Genomic DNA, 16,337 nt, shown 5'->3' on the forward strand with positions numbered 1-16,337 from the left:
GGTAGGTAACGGTAGATTCCGCTCAGGAAGAGGGACTTTCCGGTTCAACTGCCGTATGGCTACGATCGGGCACCGATCGCCTCTGCGGCGATCTACGTCCTGGGTTTCACCGATCGGCGAGGAGTGTCCTGCACGTGGCTGGATGGGGCAGGAACAGGCGACGGCCAACGGGGACCCCCGACGACACCAGCGGGCCGGCGGGGGTGCGCCGGCTGCGCCTGCGTACGGTGCTGCTCGTCGTGGTGATCGTCCCGACCGTGACGTTCACCCCGCTGCTGGCGTCGGGCATGTCGCAGCTGTTCGGGCAGTGGCGGACGGAGAAGGTCCAGATGGACCTGGCCACCACGAAGGTCGGCAGGCCGGCGGCCGACCTGTTCTTCGCCCTGGACCGGGAGCGCAGGCTGACCGCGCAGGTGCAGACCGCCCCCGGTGGCGCCGCGCGTGACAGGCTCGCGGAGCAGCGGGCCGCGACCGACCGGGCCGTGCGCGCCTTCCGTCCCCTCACCGCGCTGGACCCGGCCGACGCGCAGGAGGGCCTCGCCGAGGCCCTGGCCACGACCGGGCGCGAGCTCGGCCTCCTCGACCAGCAGCGCCGGGCGGTGGACTCGGGCTGGTCCAGCGGCCGCCAGGCGTTCGAGTACTACAGCGGCGTCATCGAGTCGGGCCTGCGCGTGCTGGCCGCCCTCGGCAACACCGGCGAGGGCCAGGTGAACACCACGGCGCGGCCCCTGGTCGACCTGCTCTGGATCGTCGACATGGTCGGCCGCGAGGACGCCGTCCTGGCGCGCGGCTGGCCGACCGGCAGGCTGACGAGGAGCGAGTACAACATCGTCACCGAGGCCGCCGGCACCAGGAACCACCTCATGCACGCCCGGGTGGTGCCCGCTCTGACGGGGGAGGAGACCCGGTACGCGAAGATGACCGACGGCCAGGCCTGGCGCACCATGACCGCCGTGGAGGGGCGGCTGTCGCTCGCCGACGGCGACCAGGTGAGGCTCCGCGACGACAGCGCCGAATGGCGCTCCTCGGCGGAGACGGTCACCGGGCAGCTGCGCGAGCTGGTCGGCCTGCGGTTCGAGCATCTCGGCAGGGTCGGCTACGGCCACGCCGACATGATCTTCACGGTGTTCGTCAGCATCTCCACCGTGGGCGTGCTCGCTCTGGGCCTGGTGATCTTCACGAGCTGGCGGCTGACCTCCGTGCTCCGGCGGCGCATCCTGCACCTGCGTCACGACGCCCAGGAGCTCCAGGAGCGGCTGCCCGACGTGGTCGCCCGCCTGGAGCGCGGCGAGGACGTCGACGCGGACGCCGAGGTGCGCATGATCGAGCCCACCGGCGACGAGCTCGGCGAACTCGGGCAGGCGCTGAACCTGGCCCGTCGCAGCGCCGTGCGCACCGCGGTGCGGCAGGCCGAACAGCACCGCGGCTTCCAGCGCATGCTCCAGCGCATCGCCCGCCGTACCCAGATCCTCATCGGCCTGCAGCTGAAGAAGCTGGACGAGCTCGAGCGCAAGCACGAGGATCCCGAGGTGCTGGAGGGCCTGTTCGACCTGGACCACCTGACCGCCCGGCTGCGCCGCTACGAGGAGAACCTGGTGATCCTCGGCGGCGGCCAGCCGCAGCGCCGCTGGCGCAAGCCGGTACGCCTGCTCGACGTGCTGCGGGCCGCGCAGAGCGAGGTCCAGGACTACCGCCGGATCTCCATCGACGTCGAGGGCGAGCCCTGGATCGCCGAGCGCGCCGTGGGGCCGCTGATCCACGTCCTGGCGGAGCTGATGGAGAACGCCACCACCTTCTCCAAGCCGCTGACCCCTGTCGAGGTGCGGGCCGCACCGGTCAGCCGGGGCGTCGCCGTGGAGATCGAGGACCGCGGCCTGGGCATGGAGCCCGAGCAGTACGACGCCGTCAACGCCCTGCTGCAGTCGCCGCCGCAGCTCGACATGATGACGCACGCCGACGACGTGCGCCTGGGCCTCTACGTGGTGGCCCGGCTCGCCGCGAGCCTGGGCGTGCAGGTGGAGCTGCGCTCGTCGGCCTTCGGCGGCACCCGCGTCATCGTTCTCCTGCCGGAGACGCTGGTGGTGGACCGCCCGCGTACGGCGCCGGAGCCCGTCGCGGCCCCCGAGGAGGCGGCCGCCCCGCGGGCGGCCACGGAACCTCCCCGCCCGCCGGACCGGGACGGGGCGTTGCCGACCCGTGCCAGGGGACGCGCGATGGCCTCCGTCACGGCTGCACCCGGATCGCCGCTGCCCGGATCGCCGGCGGCGCCCGATTCGCCGGCGGCGTCCGGCCTCCGGCCGCTCCCTCAGCGCGTCCGCCAGGCCAGCCTGGCAGAGGAGCTCAAGGTCCCGGCGGACCCCGGCGACGGCGGCGACCAGGAGAGCTGGGCCGAACGCGAACAACCCGCCCGATCCGGCGCCATGATCGGCGCCTTCCAACGGCAGTCCAGAAAGCGCCGCACCGGCGAGGACGTCTCTCCGACCCCGCCGGGCGGATCCCCCGAACCCACCTCCCCGACGACGGAAGATCGATGATGACGCAGCGCACCACCGCCACCGACACGGACCTGGACTGGCTGCTGGACGGCCTGGTCGATCAAGTCGCGGGCACCCGGCACGCCATCGTGCTGTCCGACGACGGCCTGGTGATCAGCCGGTCGCGGACCATCAAGCGCGCGGACGCAGAACGCCTGGCCGCGATCGCCACCGGCCAGCAGAGCCTGGCCCGCGGCGCCGGGCAGCTCTTCGGCGGCGGGCAGGTCCACCAGGTCATCATCGAGATGGCTGATCTGTGGCTGTTCATCACCGCCGCGGGCCGGGGCACCCACCTGGCCGTGGTCGCCTCCCAGGAGGTCGACGCCGAGCTCATGAGCGTGGCCATGCACACCCTGATCCAGCAGGTCGGGAAGAAGCTGGGCACCGACGCGCGCACCCCGCAGGGCCACGATGTCTGGGGACACGGATGAAACACTGGACGGAGGGGTTCGCCGACGACGACGCCGACGAGCCCCTTGTCCGTCCTTACACGATCACCGGCGGGCGAACCGCTGCCGAGCGGGAGGACCTGGCGCTGATCACCGTGGTGGCGGCGGTCTCCGAGGTGCTCGAGGAGACGGGACGCGGCCAGCGGAGATGGCAGCCGGAGCACCGCTCCATCCACGCGCTGTGCCTGCGGCCGCTGGCGGTGGCGGAGATCGCCGCCGCGCTGGACCTCCCGGTGTCGGTGACCAAGATTCTCATCGGTGATCTGATCGAGTCGGGTCAGGCGCGGGCCCGGCCACCGCTGGCGTTCGCGCAGGCAGGCGGTTTCCCCGACATGGCAATCCTTGAGGCGGTGAGGGATGGGTTACGCAAACTCTGACCACGGGGACGATGCGCCCCTGGCGGTGAAGATCCTGATCGCCGGCGGGTTCGGTGTCGGGAAGACGACCATGGTGGGCGCGGTGAGCGAGGTCGCCCCGCTGCGTACGGAGGAGTACCTGACCCATGCCAGCGTCGGCGTCGACGACCTGGACGGCGTGAGCGGCAAGTCCACCACCACCGTCGCGCTGGACTTCGGCCGCATCACCATCAACGACCACCTGGTGCTCTACCTGTTCGGCACGCCGGGGCAGGAGCGCTTCTGGTTCATGTGGAACGACCTGGTCAACGGAGCGCTGGGCGCGGTCGTCCTGGTCGACACCCGCCGGCTGGAGGTGAGCTTCGCCTCCATCGACTTCTTCGAGAGCCGCGGCATCCCCTTCGTCGTCGGCGTCAACTGCTTCCACGGTGTCCGGGACCGGACGCGGGAGGAGATCCGCAAGGCGCTCGATCTCGACCCGCAGGTGCCCCTGGTCCTGTGTGACGCCCGTGACCGGAAGGAGGGGCGCGATGTGCTGCTGGCGCTCATCGACCATCTGATGGCCGCCAAGGCCCGCACCGCACCGCACCCCGTGCCGTGACCGGTTCCGGCGTTCAGGCGCGGCCGTTGGCGGCGCACCATCCTGCCCAGGTGGTGGCCCCCTTGCCGAGCTGCTTGTTGTAGAAGGACGTCCAGGAGTTCTCGCTCGCCCCCGGCGCGCCGGGGGCGGACTTGTACAGCGGGTAGCCCGCCTCGACCTCGGCCCGCAGCCACGGCTCGATCTGGGCGTAGGACTCCAGCGACCAGCTCCGGGCGTGGTAGGTGAGCTGGCCGCGCACGTCGGTCTCCGGCAGGCACATGAACGGCGCCCACGGGCTGGTCCGCGCCCAGCTGATCTTCGTCTCCATCGCGCCGCCCGGCACGCCGGGCCCGGTGCGCTCCGCCACCTCGCGCTCATCGACGGAGAAGTCGAACATCTCCTGCGCGGCGTACACGCCTCCGGTCAGGCCGAACCCCTCGCCGAGGGTGGTGGCGAAGTTCGTGCGGACGGGGATGTCGCTGGTCCACACCGTCTCGTCGTGCAGGTGCTGCAGCGGCGGGCCGGCGTAGGCGGAGGTGATCGTGAACGGGCCGAAGTTCACCGTGTCGTTGTTGATGGGGACGACCGGGTACGTCTTGCCGTCGATCGGGTTCTTCCACTCCCGCAGGACCCGTCGCGGATCCGCCGGATCGGTGTAGAAGACGATCTCCCGCGAGAGCTGGTAGAGCTGGTTGGTGTCGGGGACCCGGTACAGCCGCCGGATGTTGTAGCCCTCGATGTTGAACAGCTTCTGGCCGTGCCGCATCGCCGGGTCCAGGTTGTTGCCCTCGATGTTGGCGTACACCGATCCGGAGATCCGGAACACCATGTCCTTTCCGTCCGGACGCCCGAACGTCTGTAAGGACAGCTTCCCGCTCGTGTCGGTGACGGTCGCGTAGACCGGGCCGGGATGGGTGGGCGCGGGGGCTCCGTCCTGCGCTGCGGCACCCGTGACGCTGGTGCTGAGAAGTATGGCGATCGGGGCCAGCAGCCCCGCGATGCCTTTTCTGATCACGTTCGGCCTTTCATATCGAACAGCGCCATATTGTGATCATGCGGTGAGACGGGTTGTCCAGCCCTGGCCGGTGGCGCGGGGCGGCACGGTCAGAGGGGCTCGTCGGCGAGGTAGGGCGGGGCGGGCTCGTACTGGATCTCGCGGCGTACGGCGCGTGCGTGGTCGCGGCCGTGCAGGCGGCCGATGAGCCAGAGCGCGCCGTCGATGCCGGCGGAGACGCCCTGGGTGGTGATCAGGTCGCCGTCGACGACGTAGCGGGCGTCGCGGACGACGGTGACGTCCCCGCGCGCTTCCAGGGCGTCCTCGTAGGTGCGGTGCGTGGCCACGCGGCGGCCGCGGGCGGGGCCGGCGGCGTGGAGCAGGAAGGCGCCGGTGCACACGCTCATGACCCAGTCGGCCTGGGCGGCGGTCTTGGCGATCCAGCCGGTGACGGCGGGGTTGTGCGGTTCGATCTCGCGGGCGCCGCGGCCGCCGGGCACCAGCAGGACGTCCAGCGGCGGGTGGTCGCCCAGGGTGCGGTCGGGCAGCACGTGCATGCCCTTGGCGCAGCGGACGGGGTCGGGGTGCTCGGCGACGAGCAGCGCGGTGTCGGCGCCGCCGCGCAGGATGGCCGAGGTGGTGAAGACCTCCCAGGGGCCGGCGAAGTCGAGTTCTTCGGCGACGTCGAAGAGCAGCAGTCCGTACGTGGTCACAGGTGTTCTCCCGTGGTGGATCGGAAACGGTCGCGGTAGTCGGAGGGGGCGATGCCCAGGCAGCGGTGGAAGCTGCGGCGCAGGGTCTCGGCGGTGCCGAAGCCGTAGCGGCGGGCGATGGCCTCGACGGGGTCGCCGCCGTTCTCCAGGGCTCGCTGCGCGGCCTCCACCCGGACCCGTTCGACGTAGGCGGCGGGCGGGATGCCGAGTTCGGTGGTGAAGCGGCGTTGCAGGTGGCGGGGGCTGAGCCCGGCGTGCGCCGCCAGGCCGGCGATGTCGTGCCGGGCGCCGGGGTCGGCGTGGACGGCCGTCACGGCCCGGCGGATCGGGTCGGAGGAGGGCTGCATCGACCACAGGCCCACGCTGAACTGGGACTGGTTGCCGGGCCTGCGCAGGAACAGCACGAGCTGGCGGGCCACCTTCAGGGCCACCTGCTGTCCCTGGTCCTCCTCCACCAGGGCGAGGGCGAGGTCCATGCCGGCGGTCACTCCGGCGGAGGACCAGATGCGGCCGTCTCGGATGAAGATGGGGTCGGGCTGGACGGTGACGGCGGGGTACTCCCGGGCGAGCCGTTCGGCCCTGGCCCAGTGGGTGGTGACGCGCCGGCCGTCCAGCAGGCCGGCCTCGGCCAGCAGGAACGCTCCGCTGCAGACGGAGGCGACCCGCCGGGCGTCGCGGGCGGCGGCGGCGATCCAGCCGGTCAGGCCGGGGTCGTGCCTGGCGGTGTAGACGCCCGCGCCGCCGGCGACGATCAGCGTGTCGAAGCCGGTCGGCCGCAGCGCCGTGACCCCGTGCCCGGCGTGCACCGGCAGGCCGCTCTCGGCGTTCACCGGCCCTGACAGGGGGGCCACGATCTTGCAGTCGTAGCCTCCCGCCTGCCGGAACACCTCGTGCGGCCCGACGAGGTCGAGCGACTGGAAGCCCTCGAAGATCACGAAGGCGATGCGGGATGAGTGCACGTCCCCAGGTTCGCGCTCGCGCCGGGATGGCGTCAACGACATGCTTCCCACAGATCGCGCCATGTCCTCCAACCTTCAGGGTGCCTGAAGCATCCAGTAAGCTTCAAGCTAACTGAAGGATTGCCGAGAGGACCTCCGGTGGACTACGACTCCCTCCCCTTCCCCCGCACCGACCTCGCCCTGGCCGCGATGCGGCACGCCCGGGACATCGAGCACCCGGCCATCTTCAACCACAGCATGCGCAGCTACCTGTACGGCCGCTTCATCGGCGAGCAGGAGGGGCGGCGCCCCGGCCACGACTACGACGACGAGCTGCTGTTCCTCGGCTGCGTGCTGCACGACACGGGGCTGGGCGACACAGGGCTGAGCGGCAGCGAGCAGCCCTTCGACATCGACGGCGCCGACCACGCCGTCAGCTTCCTCACCGGCCTGGGAGTGTCGCCCGAGCGCCTCGAGGTCGTCTGGGACGCCATCGCCCTGCATCTGCACCCCGACGTCGCCCTGCGCAAGCGGCCGGAGATCGCGCTCGTCTCGGCGGGCGCCGGCTTCGACCTCGGCCCGCACGGGCCCTACACCCTCCCGGCCGGCTACGCCGACCGCATCCACGCGGCGCTGCCCCGCCTGCGGGCCTCGGCCGCCCTGTACGACGCGATCGTCGCCCAGGGGCTCGCCCAGCCCCACAAGGCACCGCCGTTCACCCTGACCGGCGAGCTCCTGCGCCAGCACACCGGCCAGAGCTGGCCCACCTGGCAGCAGCTCATGACCCAGCCGCCGAGCTGGAACGACTACGACCCCCCGGCGGCCTGACCGATCCTCCGGCGGCCTGACCCCTCACCCGCCGGAGGACGCCTCCGCCCCTCTCACGCGACCTCCTCGACGGGCCTGAACGCGTACGGCAGGCCGAACGCGGCGGGCCCGAACACCGCGAGCGCCTCGGGGGTGCGCATGAGGGCGGGCGTGGAGATGCCCACGACCGTGATCCGCTGGCCGTACCGCAGGCTCTCGGTGGTGATCGGCTCGGCCTGCTCCGACTCCAGCACGCACACCAGGTCCGGGACGAGGCAGCGCGCCTGGCCGTCCACCAGCGCCACCAGATGCTCGTTCTGGAACAACAGCTCCAGCTCGTGCCGCCCGTCGAAGGACACCGCCGCCGCCCTGCCGCGGGCGAAGCCGCCCTCGGTACGCCGTTCGACGTCGGTGACCTTCCCGCGGAACAGCACGCGCAGGTGCCCGTACAGGGTGTCGCGCAGGGCCTCGGCCAGCGCCGCGATCGGGTCGGCCGAGCTCTGCCTGGCCTGCCCGAGCGTGCGGCCCACCGTGCGGGCGAGCGACAGCGTGCGCGGCACGGCCGTGCGCTTGACCTGGGCGCCGGTCATCGGGTACTCGGCGATGTGCGCCACGCCGCCGAGGCGGATCGTGACGCCGCGGGCCAGCCACTCCATGCGCGCGTTGTCGGCGCCGGTGTCGATGATCGTGGTCTCGCCGCGCTCCCCGGCCACGACCATCGGCGAGCCCGGCACCCCGTACACCGCGAACGTCTCCATCTGCAGCTCGGGGAAGGCGCGCCCCATGCCGTCGGCGTCCACGACGGGCAGGCCGGTCCTGGCGGCGACGACGAGCGGGATCATCGAGTTGATGCCGCCGCACTCGATCGGCATGGTCGCGCCGGCCTTCCTGCCCAGGTGCGCCTCCAGCGCGCGCAGCGCGGCGACCGGCTCCGTGCCGCGCGGCAGCTTCTCGTGCACCACCGTCGGCGCGCCCATCTGGGCGGTGGGGATGACCAGCGTGTCGTCGTCCACCTCGTCCGGGTCCAGCACGGTGACGGGGCCGTGCTCGCGGATGGCCTCGCGTACCAGCAGGTGCCCCACGTACGGGTCGCCGCCCCCGCCCGTGCCCAGGACGGCGGCGCCGCGGGCCAGGTCCGGCAGGTCCTCCTCGGTCAGCTCCCAGCTCATCCGGCCGCCCCGGCTGGGTCGAGGTCGTAGCCGAAGTACCGCGGCCCGGCCAGCGCCAGCCCCTCGGGGGTGTGCCAGCGCGGGTCCGCGGGGGCGGCGATGACCGTCACCCGCTGCCCGAACCGCAGCGCCTCGGTCGTGACGGCCTCGCCGCTCTCGCGGTCCAGGGTGCAGATCAGGTCCGGTACGGTCGCCCGCACCCGGCCGTCCACCTCGGCGACCAGGTACTCGTTCTGGAAGCGCAGCGTCAGCGCGCTCCCGGCGTCGCCGTCCAGGCCCGACAGGGTCGCGGTGCCGCGGGCGAACCCGGTCACGGTGCGGCGCTCGACGTCGGTCACCTTGCCGGTGAACAGCGTCGAGCCGCCCAGCCGGGCGACCACGGCGGCCACCGGGTCGGCGTGGGCGGCGCGTGACTCGCGCACCAGCCTGCCCAGCTCGGCGCAGAGGCTGAGGGTGCCGGGCACGAGCGAGTCGCGGGCCTGGGCGCCGGTCATCGCGTACGAGCTGATCATGGCGGAGCAGCCCATGTCGATGGTCGCGGAGCGGGCCAGGCGTTCGGCCCAGTGGTTGTCCACGGTGTCGAGGACGGCGCGGTTGCCCTTCTCGTCGGCGATGGCCATCGGCGTGGCGCGCACGCCGTACAGGGTGGGCAGGACCATCTGGATCTCGGGGAAGGCCCGTCCCATGCCGTCGGCGTCCACCAGCGGCAGCCCGAGCTGCGCCGCCGCGACCACCGGGATGAGCGAGTTGACGCCGCCGGCCTCGGCGCAGGCGATGTGGGTCAGGCCGCTGCCGAGGTAGCCGCTCAGCGCGCCGGCAGCGGCGGAGACCTGGTCGACGGAGGGCAGCTTCTCCACCATCACGGTGGGCGCGCCCATCATCGCCACCTGGACGAGGGCGGCGCCGGCGGGCAGCTCCTCCAGCGGGCACAGCTTCACGGGGCCGTACTCGCGCACCGCGGAGGCGGCCAGCAGGCGGCCGATGTGCGGGTCGCCGCCGCCGCCGGTGCCGAGGACGGCCGCGCCGGTCGCGATGTCGTCCAGGTCCGCCAGTGTGATCTCGCGCATGTGTCAGCGTCCCTTCGCGTCGGTGAGCTGCAGTTCGCCCACGGCCTTGGCCCTGATGCGGGTGGCGTTGCCGGGCAGGTACGGGATCGGCACCTCGTCGAAGTCCACGATCTGCACGGTCGAGGGGGACGCGCCGGCCGCCACGGCCCGGTCCACGGCCTCCTGCTTGGCGGCGTCCACGACGGCGTCGCGGCGGCCGGGCTCGACGGCGTACACGCGGTCCACCTCGCCGCCGATCTGGGCGATGGCCGCGCCGATCGCGTTGGCCACGGCGTAGTGGTCGGGCCGCCGCACCTCGCCCGCGCCGGCCAGCTCGTCGGGCAGCAGCACGGAGCCGCCGCCGACGGCCACGACCGGGAGCGGCTCGGCGGAGGTGCGCATGCGCTCCACCACGTCGGCCACGTCGTCGGCGATGCGCCGCAGCGCCGCCTCGACCAGGCCCCTGTCCAGGTGCGCGACCAGGGACGGGTCGCCGATCTCGGCCCGGCCCGCCGCCACGGCGATGTCGGTGGCGGTCAGCGTGTCGCCGCCGAACACCAGCGCCCTGGAGGTCAGCTCGTAGCCGACGGAGTCGGGGCCCACGGCGCCTTCGCGTACCCGGCTGCCGCCGCCGATGCCGATGGACAGCACGTCCGGCATGCGGAAGTTGGTGCGGATCCCGGCCACGGTCACGTCGGTCGTGGCCTCGCGCGGGAAGCCGTGCCGCAGCACGCCCACGTCGCTGGTGGTGCCGCCCACGTCCACCACCGCGCAGGTGTCGAGCCCGGACAGCACGGCGGCGCCGCGCATGGAGTTGGTCGGCCCCGAGGCGAACGTGGCCACCGGGTAGCGGCGGGCGAAGTCCACGTCCATGAGCGTGCCGTCGTTCTGGCTCAGGTACAGCGGCGCGGTGATGCCCGCCCCGCTGACCGAGGAGGCCAGGCCGTCCACGATGTGCGCGGCCAGCTCGCGCAGGGCGGCGTTGATGATGGTGGCGTTCTCCCGCTCCAGCAGCCCGATGCGGCCGATCTCGGAGGACAGCGAGATGGCCGCGTCCGGCAGCTCGGCGGCGACGATCTCCGCGGCACGCGCCTCGAACTCGGCGTTGACCGGCGAGAACACCGACGTGATCGCGACGCTGCGCACCCCGGCCTGGCCCATGTCCGCGGCGGCCTTGCGCACCTCGGCCTCGTCCAGCTCGGCGATGTGCCTGCCGTCGAACTCGTGCCCGCCGTGCACCAGGTAGCCGCGCCCGGACACCGCCTCGATCAGCCGCCCGGGCCAGTCCACCATCGGCGGCAGCGAGGCCCCCGCCGGCAGGCTCAGCCGCAGCGCCGCCGTCGGGGCCAGCCGGCGGGCCTCGACCAGGGCGTTGATGAAGTGCGTCGTGCCGATCATCACCGCCCGCACGTCCGCCGGGTCGAACGGCCGCTGCTCCTGCAACCCCGCGATGGCGGCCACGATGCCGGAGGTGACGTCCGCGGTGGTGCTGGTCTTGACGGCGGCGAGCACCTGCCGCCCGTCCAGGAGGACGGCGTCGGTGTTGGTGCCGCCCACGTCGATGCCGATACGCACGAGAAATCCCCTTACTTGTCTCTCAGACCCGCGCCTGCTCGGTACGGCCGGCCCCCACGCCCCGCACCAGGCCCAGCTTCCCCGCCACCACGTACAGCACGAACGCGACGACCAGCGAGTTGATGCTGCCGAGCCCGATCTCCACGAACCTGCCCACCAGGGCCGCGACCAGCCAGATCACCAGCGTGGCCGGCACCCAGGCCGGAGCCTGCTCGGGCAGCCGCCCGCTCGCCCTGGCCGCCTCCAGATCGCCGCGCCAGCGGCGGACCACGAAGTACTCGGCCACCATGATCCCCGCGATCGGCGGGAACGCCACGCCGAGCAGCGTCAGGAACTCGGTGAAGGCGCCCAGGATGCCGGCCGCGGCCAGCACGCTGCCCACGACGCCGATCAGCGCGGTGGCCAGGCCGCGGTGCACGCGCCTGCCGAAGACGGTGCCGACGAAGTTCACCAGGCCCAGACCGGAGGAGTAGAGGTTCCAGTCGTTGATCTTCACGGTGCCCGCGACGATCACCAGGATGCCGACCCAGCCGACCGACGAGGTGACGATGGTGGTGATCTCGCTGGTGCCGACGGCGTGCGCGAGCAGCACGCCGGCCATGCCGATGACGTACTCGCCGAGCGTGACGCCGACCACCGTCTGCTTGACCACGTCGGCGACGCTGCGGTTGAACCGGGTCATGTCCGGCGTGATGATCGAGCCCACGATGAACCCGCCCGCGACCAGCGTCGTGCCCTCCAGCAGGCTGAGCTGCGGGCCCGGCGGCGCCGAGGCCATCAGCGCGCCCACGTCGTGCCGGGACAGCTCGCTGATGATCGACCAGCCGACCAGGACGAGGAACGCGGGCACCGTGACGTACGCCGTCCACGCCATGGAGCCGAACCCCCACAGCACGATCGAGGTGACCACCAGCCCGAACACCAGCGACCAGCCCCACTCGGGCAGCACGCCCACCAGCGCGGCCAGCCCCTGCGCGGAGACCGCCGACTGGATGCCGAACCAGCCCACGAGGCTGATCCCGATCGCCAGCCCGATCAGCGCCGACCCGGACCTGCCGAACCCCGTCCAGCGGGCCAGCATGGAGGTGGACATCCCCTCCCGCATCCCGATGATGCCGACGAAGACGGCGACCACCTCGAGGATGACGGCGCCCAGGGTGAGCGCCACGAACGCCTCCCAGAACCCCATCCCGAAGCCGAGCGTGGCGCCGAGCAGGAACTGGCTCAGCGCGGAGACCTGGCCGAACCGTTGAACGGCGACCGACCACCAGGAGTAGCGGGCGCTCTGGGGGACCCGGGTGAGCGCGTAATCGTCGACGCCGACGGCTGAGGCCATGCCGAGCTCCTTCGCAGGCGGGAGGTGTTGCTTGGCGGCCCACCATATGCGCTGGTCAGGAGGGTGTCAGTGGTGACATCACACAGTCGCCACCGCCAGACCGTGCACCATGCACACCCGCCGGCGGACGAGCTCGGCCGGGTGTCACGCCAGGCCCGCCACCCCCTCCAGGAGCCGGTCCACGTCCGAGCGGTCGTTGTAGTGCACCAGGCCCGCGCGGACCGCGCTGCCCGTGTCGCGGATGCCGAGCGCGCCGGTCAGCTCCCAGGCGTAGTTGTGGCCGCTCCACACGTTCACGCCCCGCCTGGCCAGGTGCTCGGCCACCTGGCGCGGGGCGTGGCCGGCCACGTTGAAGTACGCGGTGGCGGTGCGCCTGGCCGGCTTGCCGTACACGGTGACGTGCGGCATCGTCTCAAGACCCTCGATGAGCACCGCGAACAGCGCCAGCTCGTGCTCCTCCGCGGCGGCCATCGAGGTGAGCAGGCGCTCGCGGCGGTTACCCGCGCCCGGCACCATGGCGGCGAGGTGGTCCACGGCGGCGGTCACCCCGTCGAGGTCGGCGAACGGCAGCGTGCCCGTCTCGAACCGGTGCGGCACCGTGTCAGGAGAGGAGGCCAGCTTGTCCGGCCTGATCGTCTCCAGCAGCGCGGGGTCGGCGATCACGGCGCCGATGTGCGGGCCCGACCACTTGTAGGCGCTGGTGGCGTAGAAGTCGGCGCCCATCGCCCGCATGTCCACGGGGCCGTGCGGGGTGGCGTGCACGCCGTCCACGTACATGAGCGCGCCGGCCCGGTGCGCCAGCTCGGCGATGGCCGGCACGTCGGGGCGGGTGCCGAGGATGTTGCTGGCCGCCGTGACGGCGACGACCCTGGTCCGCTCGTTGATCAGGGCGGCGTACTGCTCGACGGGCAGCTCGCCGGTGACCGGGTCCACCTCGGCCCAGCGTACGGTGGCACCGGTCTGCGTCCAGGGGCGCACGTTGGCGTCGTGGTCCAGCCGGGACAGCACCACCTCGTCACCCGGGCCGGCCAGGGCCCTGGACAGGCGGTAGGTGAGGGTGGTCATGTTCGGGCCGAGGATGACGCCGTCGGGATGGCCGCCGACCAGGTCGGCCACGGCGGCGCGGCAGGCGGCCACGATGGCGTCGGAGCGGTGGCTGGCGGGGAAGGCGCCTCCGGCGTTGCCGATCCCCGTCCGGTAGGCGGTGGCGATGGCGTCGATCACGGGCCGGGGGGTCTGCGTGCCGGCGGCGCCGTCGAGGTAGGCGTATCCGTCGGACAGGGCAGGGTACGTGGCACGTACCTCTTTAATGGGGAAGGGCATGATATGTAGATGCTCAGCCTTCGCGACCTCAACCGTGCCACCCTGGCCCGCCAGCATCTTCTCTCCCGCCACGAGGGGGACGCGGCCGACGTGGTGCACCGGCTGGTGGGGCTGCAGGCGCAGGAGCCGCGCCCGCCGTACCTCGGGGTGTGGACGCGGTTGGCCGGGTTCGGGCGCGACGACCTGCACGCGGCGCTGCACGCGCGCACGCTGGTGCGCGCCACCCTGTGGCGGGCCACGCTGCACCTGGTGACGGCCGCCGACTTCGCGGCGTTCCGGCCGCTGGTGGCGCCCGTGCTGGGCGCGGCGGCGCGCCGCTTCGACGGGGTCGACCTCGACGCGGTCGCGGCCGCCGCCGGACGGCTGCTGGCGGCGGGGCCCATGACGTTCAACGAGTTGCGGCCCCGGCTGCTGGAGGAGTTCCCCGGCGGGTACGACCGGGCGCTCGGGTACGCCGCGCGCATGCTCACCCCGCTGGTCATCGAGCCGACGCAGGATCGCTGGAGCTACCCGCGAGACCCGGCGTTCGGCCTGCCGGGCATCCCGATGGCGCCCGCGGACGCGCCCGCCCTGGTCGAGCGCTACCTGGCCGCGTTCGGGCCCGCCACCCCCGCCGACGTGCAGGCCTGGTCGGGGCTCGGCGGGCTGCGCGAGGTCATGGCCGGCATGGACCTGGAACGGGTGACCGACTTCGCCGGGCGCGGGCTGTTCGACCTGCCCGGCGCGCCCCGGCCCGGCGGCGACGTGCCCGCCCCCGTACGGTTCCTGCCCGACTTCGACACGCTGATCCTCGGCCACGCCGACCGCACCCGCGTGCTGGCCGACGAGCACAAGGGCTTCGTCACCACCAAGAACCTGCGGGTGCGGGCCGTCTACCTGGTGGACGGCTTCGCGGCCGGCACCTGGCAGATCAAGCGCTCGGGCAAGAAGGCCAGGCTGCTCGTCAGCCCGTTCGGCAAGGCCGACCTGGACCTGCTGGAGGAGGAGGGCCTGCGGCTGCTCGCCTTCGCCGAGCCCGACGCCGGCTCCTTGGCCCTTGAAGCGGTGGACGCAGTCTGATTGGTTCGGGGGCGGAGGTGTGACGATGCCACAGCTGACCGCCCTGGACGCGCAGTTCCTCCATTTCGAGACCGCAACCAACATCGCCAACATCGCCGGCCTGGCCGTGCTCGACGGCGATCTGAACCGGGCCGACCTGCAAGCCCTGCTCGAACGCAAGCTCCCGTACGTGCCCGCGCTACGGCGCCGGCTGGCCACGGTGCCGCTGGGTCTGGACCACCCCTACTGGGTGCAGGAGGACGATCTCGACCTCGACTACCACGTCCGCGAGATCGGCCTGCCGCCGCCCGGCGACGACCGGCAGCTCGCCGACCAGGTCTCCCGCCTGCACGCCCGGCGGCTCGACCGAGGCCGGCCCCTGTGGGAGATCTACCTGATCCACGGGCTGTCCGGCGGCCGCATGGGCCTCTACACGAAGATCCACCACGCGGCCGTGGACGGCATCGGCGGCGCCGACGTGCTGGCCGCGCTGCTCGACCTCACCCCCGAGCCCGGGCCGCCGCCCCCGCACCCGCCCGAGCGGGACGAGCCGCCGCCCGCGCCGCTGGCCATGGTGGCGCGCGGCCTGGCCAGGCTGGCGGGCAACCCCGCCGGCGCCCTGCGGTTCGCCGCCCGCGCCATGCCGCACCTGGACGAGATCCCCGTCGTGTCCTGGATCCCCGGCACCGCGGCCGTCTCCGGGCTCGCCCGCCGCCTGGCCGGCAGCGGCCGGGCGCCGGACCTGCCGGCGCTGCCCGCGCCCAGGACGCCGTTCAGCGGGCCGCTGTCCGGGCACCGGCGCTTCGCGTTCGTGTCGCTGCCGCTGGAGGAGATCAAGCAGGTGCGCAAGGCGTTCGGCGTCACGGTCAACGACGTGGTCATGACCGTGTGCGCGGGCGGGCTGCGCGCGTGGCTGGCCCGGCACGGCGGGGTGCCGCGGCAGCCGCTGGTGGCCGGGGTGCCGTTCTCGCTGCGTGCGGTGGGGGAGGAGGGGCCCGGCAACCAGGTGGCGATCATGACGGCGCCGCTGGCCGTCCACGTCGCCGACCCCGTCGCGCGGCTGCACCACGTCCGGCACGCCATGCACCGGATCAAGGACAGGTTCTCGCTGGCGCCCGCGCGGTGGCTGCGCGAGTTCAGCGAGTCGATGCCGGCCGCCCTCATGGGGCTGGCCTCCCGCTCGGCGTTCGCGCTGGTCGGGCAGGCCGCGCCGCCGATCAACGTGATCGTCTCGAACGTGCCGGGCCCCCAGTTCCCCCTGTACGTGTGCGGCGCGCGGCTGCTGTGCCACTTCCCCGTCTCGGTGATCACCGAGGTGAGCGGGGGCGTGAACATCACGGCCTTCTCCTACGACGGCTCGCTCGACATCGGGATCGTCACCGACAGGGAGATGGTGCCGGACGCCTGGGAGCTGGCCGGGCACCTGCGCGACGCCCTGGAGGAGCTGCGCAATGCGGAAGGGAACTTGCCGCAATAGTT

The 16,337-nt window shown here is 72.8% G+C and carries 15 protein-coding genes; 7 read left to right on the top strand and 8 right to left on the bottom strand.

Features of this window, described 5'->3' with window-relative positions; translation table 11 throughout:
- Positions 1 to 134 precede the first annotated feature (134 nt).
- The 4 genes from ACBJ32_RS03450 to ACBJ32_RS03465 are packed head-to-tail and all read left to right on the top strand — an operon-like array spanning position 135 to position 3,940.
- Positions 135 to 2,534 carry a nitrate- and nitrite sensing domain-containing protein gene (locus ACBJ32_RS03450; protein WP_375125369.1) on the top strand — a complete coding sequence of 800 codons (2,400 nt, stop codon included), beginning with the start codon at positions 135 to 137 and terminating at the stop codon, positions 2,532 to 2,534.
- Positions 2,534 to 2,965, top strand: coding sequence for a roadblock/LC7 domain-containing protein (locus ACBJ32_RS03455; protein WP_253759359.1), 432 nt, complete (start codon positions 2,534 to 2,536; stop codon positions 2,963 to 2,965). The genes ACBJ32_RS03450 and ACBJ32_RS03455 overlap by 1 nt, the downstream gene beginning before the upstream one ends.
- Positions 2,962 to 3,360, top strand: a complete 399-nt coding sequence (locus ACBJ32_RS03460) for a DUF742 domain-containing protein (RefSeq protein ID WP_357878955.1) — start codon at positions 2,962 to 2,964, stop codon at positions 3,358 to 3,360. The genes ACBJ32_RS03455 and ACBJ32_RS03460 overlap by 4 nt, the downstream gene beginning before the upstream one ends.
- The gene (locus ACBJ32_RS03465; protein ID WP_357878952.1) at positions 3,341 to 3,940 is read left to right on the top strand and encodes an ATP/GTP-binding protein; all 600 of its coding nucleotides are present in this window, start codon (positions 3,341 to 3,343) and stop codon (positions 3,938 to 3,940) included. The genes ACBJ32_RS03460 and ACBJ32_RS03465 overlap by 20 nt, the downstream gene beginning before the upstream one ends.
- A gap of 13 nt (positions 3,941 to 3,953) precedes the next feature.
- Here the strand turns inward: ACBJ32_RS03465 and ACBJ32_RS03470 are convergent, their stop codons facing one another.
- From ACBJ32_RS03470 to ACBJ32_RS03480, 3 genes are all read right to left on the bottom strand, one after another.
- The gene (locus ACBJ32_RS03470; RefSeq protein ID WP_375125370.1) at positions 3,954 to 4,934 is read right to left on the bottom strand and encodes a DUF1838 family protein; all 981 of its coding nucleotides are present in this window, start codon (positions 4,932 to 4,934) and stop codon (positions 3,954 to 3,956) included.
- A gap of 89 nt (positions 4,935 to 5,023) precedes the next feature.
- Positions 5,024 to 5,626, bottom strand: coding sequence for a DJ-1/PfpI family protein (locus ACBJ32_RS03475; protein WP_375125371.1), 603 nt, complete (start codon positions 5,624 to 5,626; stop codon positions 5,024 to 5,026).
- Complete coding sequence (locus ACBJ32_RS03480; protein WP_375125372.1) at positions 5,623 to 6,585, bottom strand: GlxA family transcriptional regulator; 963 nt, start codon at positions 6,583 to 6,585, stop codon at positions 5,623 to 5,625. Before ACBJ32_RS03480 ends, ACBJ32_RS03475 begins: the two co-directional genes overlap by 4 nt.
- Before the next feature lie 138 nt (positions 6,586 to 6,723).
- Here ACBJ32_RS03480 and ACBJ32_RS03485 point away from each other — a divergent pair, with 138 nt between their 5' ends.
- A complete protein-coding gene (locus ACBJ32_RS03485) occupies positions 6,724 to 7,392 on the top strand; it encodes an HD domain-containing protein (RefSeq protein WP_375125373.1) in 669 nt (222 codons plus the stop codon).
- Between the two features lie 53 nt (positions 7,393 to 7,445).
- On the opposite strand, the gene ACBJ32_RS03490 is transcribed toward ACBJ32_RS03485, so the two are convergent.
- The 5 genes from ACBJ32_RS03490 to ACBJ32_RS03510 all read right to left on the bottom strand — a co-directional run bounded on the left by ACBJ32_RS03490 (position 7,446) and on the right by ACBJ32_RS03510 (position 13,820).
- Positions 7,446 to 8,540, bottom strand: a complete 1,095-nt coding sequence (locus tag ACBJ32_RS03490) for a DUF917 domain-containing protein (protein ID WP_375125374.1) — start codon at positions 8,538 to 8,540, stop codon at positions 7,446 to 7,448.
- Positions 8,537 to 9,607: a DUF917 domain-containing protein gene (locus ACBJ32_RS03495; protein ID WP_375125375.1), complete on the bottom strand. Its 1,071-nt coding sequence runs from the start codon at positions 9,605 to 9,607 to the stop codon at positions 8,537 to 8,539. Before ACBJ32_RS03495 ends, ACBJ32_RS03490 begins: the two co-directional genes overlap by 4 nt.
- Positions 9,608 to 9,610: 3 nt before the next feature.
- Positions 9,611 to 11,161 (bottom strand): hydantoinase/oxoprolinase N-terminal domain-containing protein, encoded by a 1,551-nt coding sequence (locus tag ACBJ32_RS03500; RefSeq protein ID WP_375125376.1) that lies wholly within the window; start codon positions 11,159 to 11,161, stop codon positions 9,611 to 9,613.
- Positions 11,162 to 11,183: 22 nt separating this feature from the next.
- Positions 11,184 to 12,497: a purine-cytosine permease family protein gene (locus ACBJ32_RS03505; RefSeq protein ID WP_375125377.1), complete on the bottom strand. Its 1,314-nt coding sequence runs from the start codon at positions 12,495 to 12,497 to the stop codon at positions 11,184 to 11,186.
- A gap of 144 nt (positions 12,498 to 12,641) precedes the next feature.
- Entirely contained in the window at positions 12,642 to 13,820 is a 1,179-nt protein-coding gene (locus ACBJ32_RS03510; RefSeq protein ID WP_375125378.1) for a cysteine desulfurase-like protein, read from the bottom strand.
- Between the two features lie 9 nt (positions 13,821 to 13,829).
- Between ACBJ32_RS03510 and ACBJ32_RS03515 the strand changes: the two genes are divergently transcribed.
- Complete coding sequence (locus ACBJ32_RS03515) at positions 13,830 to 14,879, top strand: winged helix DNA-binding domain-containing protein (protein WP_375125379.1); 1,050 nt, start codon at positions 13,830 to 13,832, stop codon at positions 14,877 to 14,879.
- Positions 14,880 to 14,904: 25 nt separating this feature from the next.
- Positions 14,905 to 16,335, top strand: coding sequence for a wax ester/triacylglycerol synthase family O-acyltransferase (locus tag ACBJ32_RS03520; RefSeq protein WP_375125380.1), 1,431 nt, complete (start codon positions 14,905 to 14,907; stop codon positions 16,333 to 16,335).
- Positions 16,336 to 16,337 lie beyond the last annotated feature (2 nt).

It is taken from the genome of Nonomuraea sp. GTA35 (assembly GCF_041950525.1).
Taxonomy (GTDB): domain Bacteria; phylum Actinomycetota; class Actinomycetes; order Streptosporangiales; family Streptosporangiaceae; genus Nonomuraea.

Excerpts from the sequence above, each read along its gene's own strand:
- ACBJ32_RS03460 (WP_357878955.1), top strand. The coding sequence starts at position 2,962 with ATGAAACACTGGACGGAGGGGTTCGCCGACGACGACGCCGACGAGCCC.
- ACBJ32_RS03495 (WP_375125375.1), bottom strand. The coding sequence starts at position 9,607 with ATGCGCGAGATCACACTGGCGGACCTGGACGACATCGCGACCGGCGCG.
- ACBJ32_RS03505 (WP_375125377.1), bottom strand. The coding sequence starts at position 12,497 with ATGGCCTCAGCCGTCGGCGTCGACGATTACGCGCTCACCCGGGTCCCC.
- ACBJ32_RS03520 (WP_375125380.1), top strand. The coding sequence starts at position 14,905 with ATGCCACAGCTGACCGCCCTGGACGCGCAGTTCCTCCATTTCGAGACC.
- ACBJ32_RS03465 (WP_357878952.1), top strand. The coding sequence starts at position 3,341 with ATGGGTTACGCAAACTCTGACCACGGGGACGATGCGCCCCTGGCGGTG.
- ACBJ32_RS03515 (WP_375125379.1), top strand. The coding sequence starts at position 13,830 with ATGCTCAGCCTTCGCGACCTCAACCGTGCCACCCTGGCCCGCCAGCAT.
- ACBJ32_RS03455 (WP_253759359.1), top strand. The coding sequence starts at position 2,534 with ATGACGCAGCGCACCACCGCCACCGACACGGACCTGGACTGGCTGCTG.
- ACBJ32_RS03490 (WP_375125374.1), bottom strand. The coding sequence starts at position 8,540 with ATGAGCTGGGAGCTGACCGAGGAGGACCTGCCGGACCTGGCCCGCGGC.
- ACBJ32_RS03510 (WP_375125378.1), bottom strand. The coding sequence starts at position 13,820 with ATGCCCTTCCCCATTAAAGAGGTACGTGCCACGTACCCTGCCCTGTCC.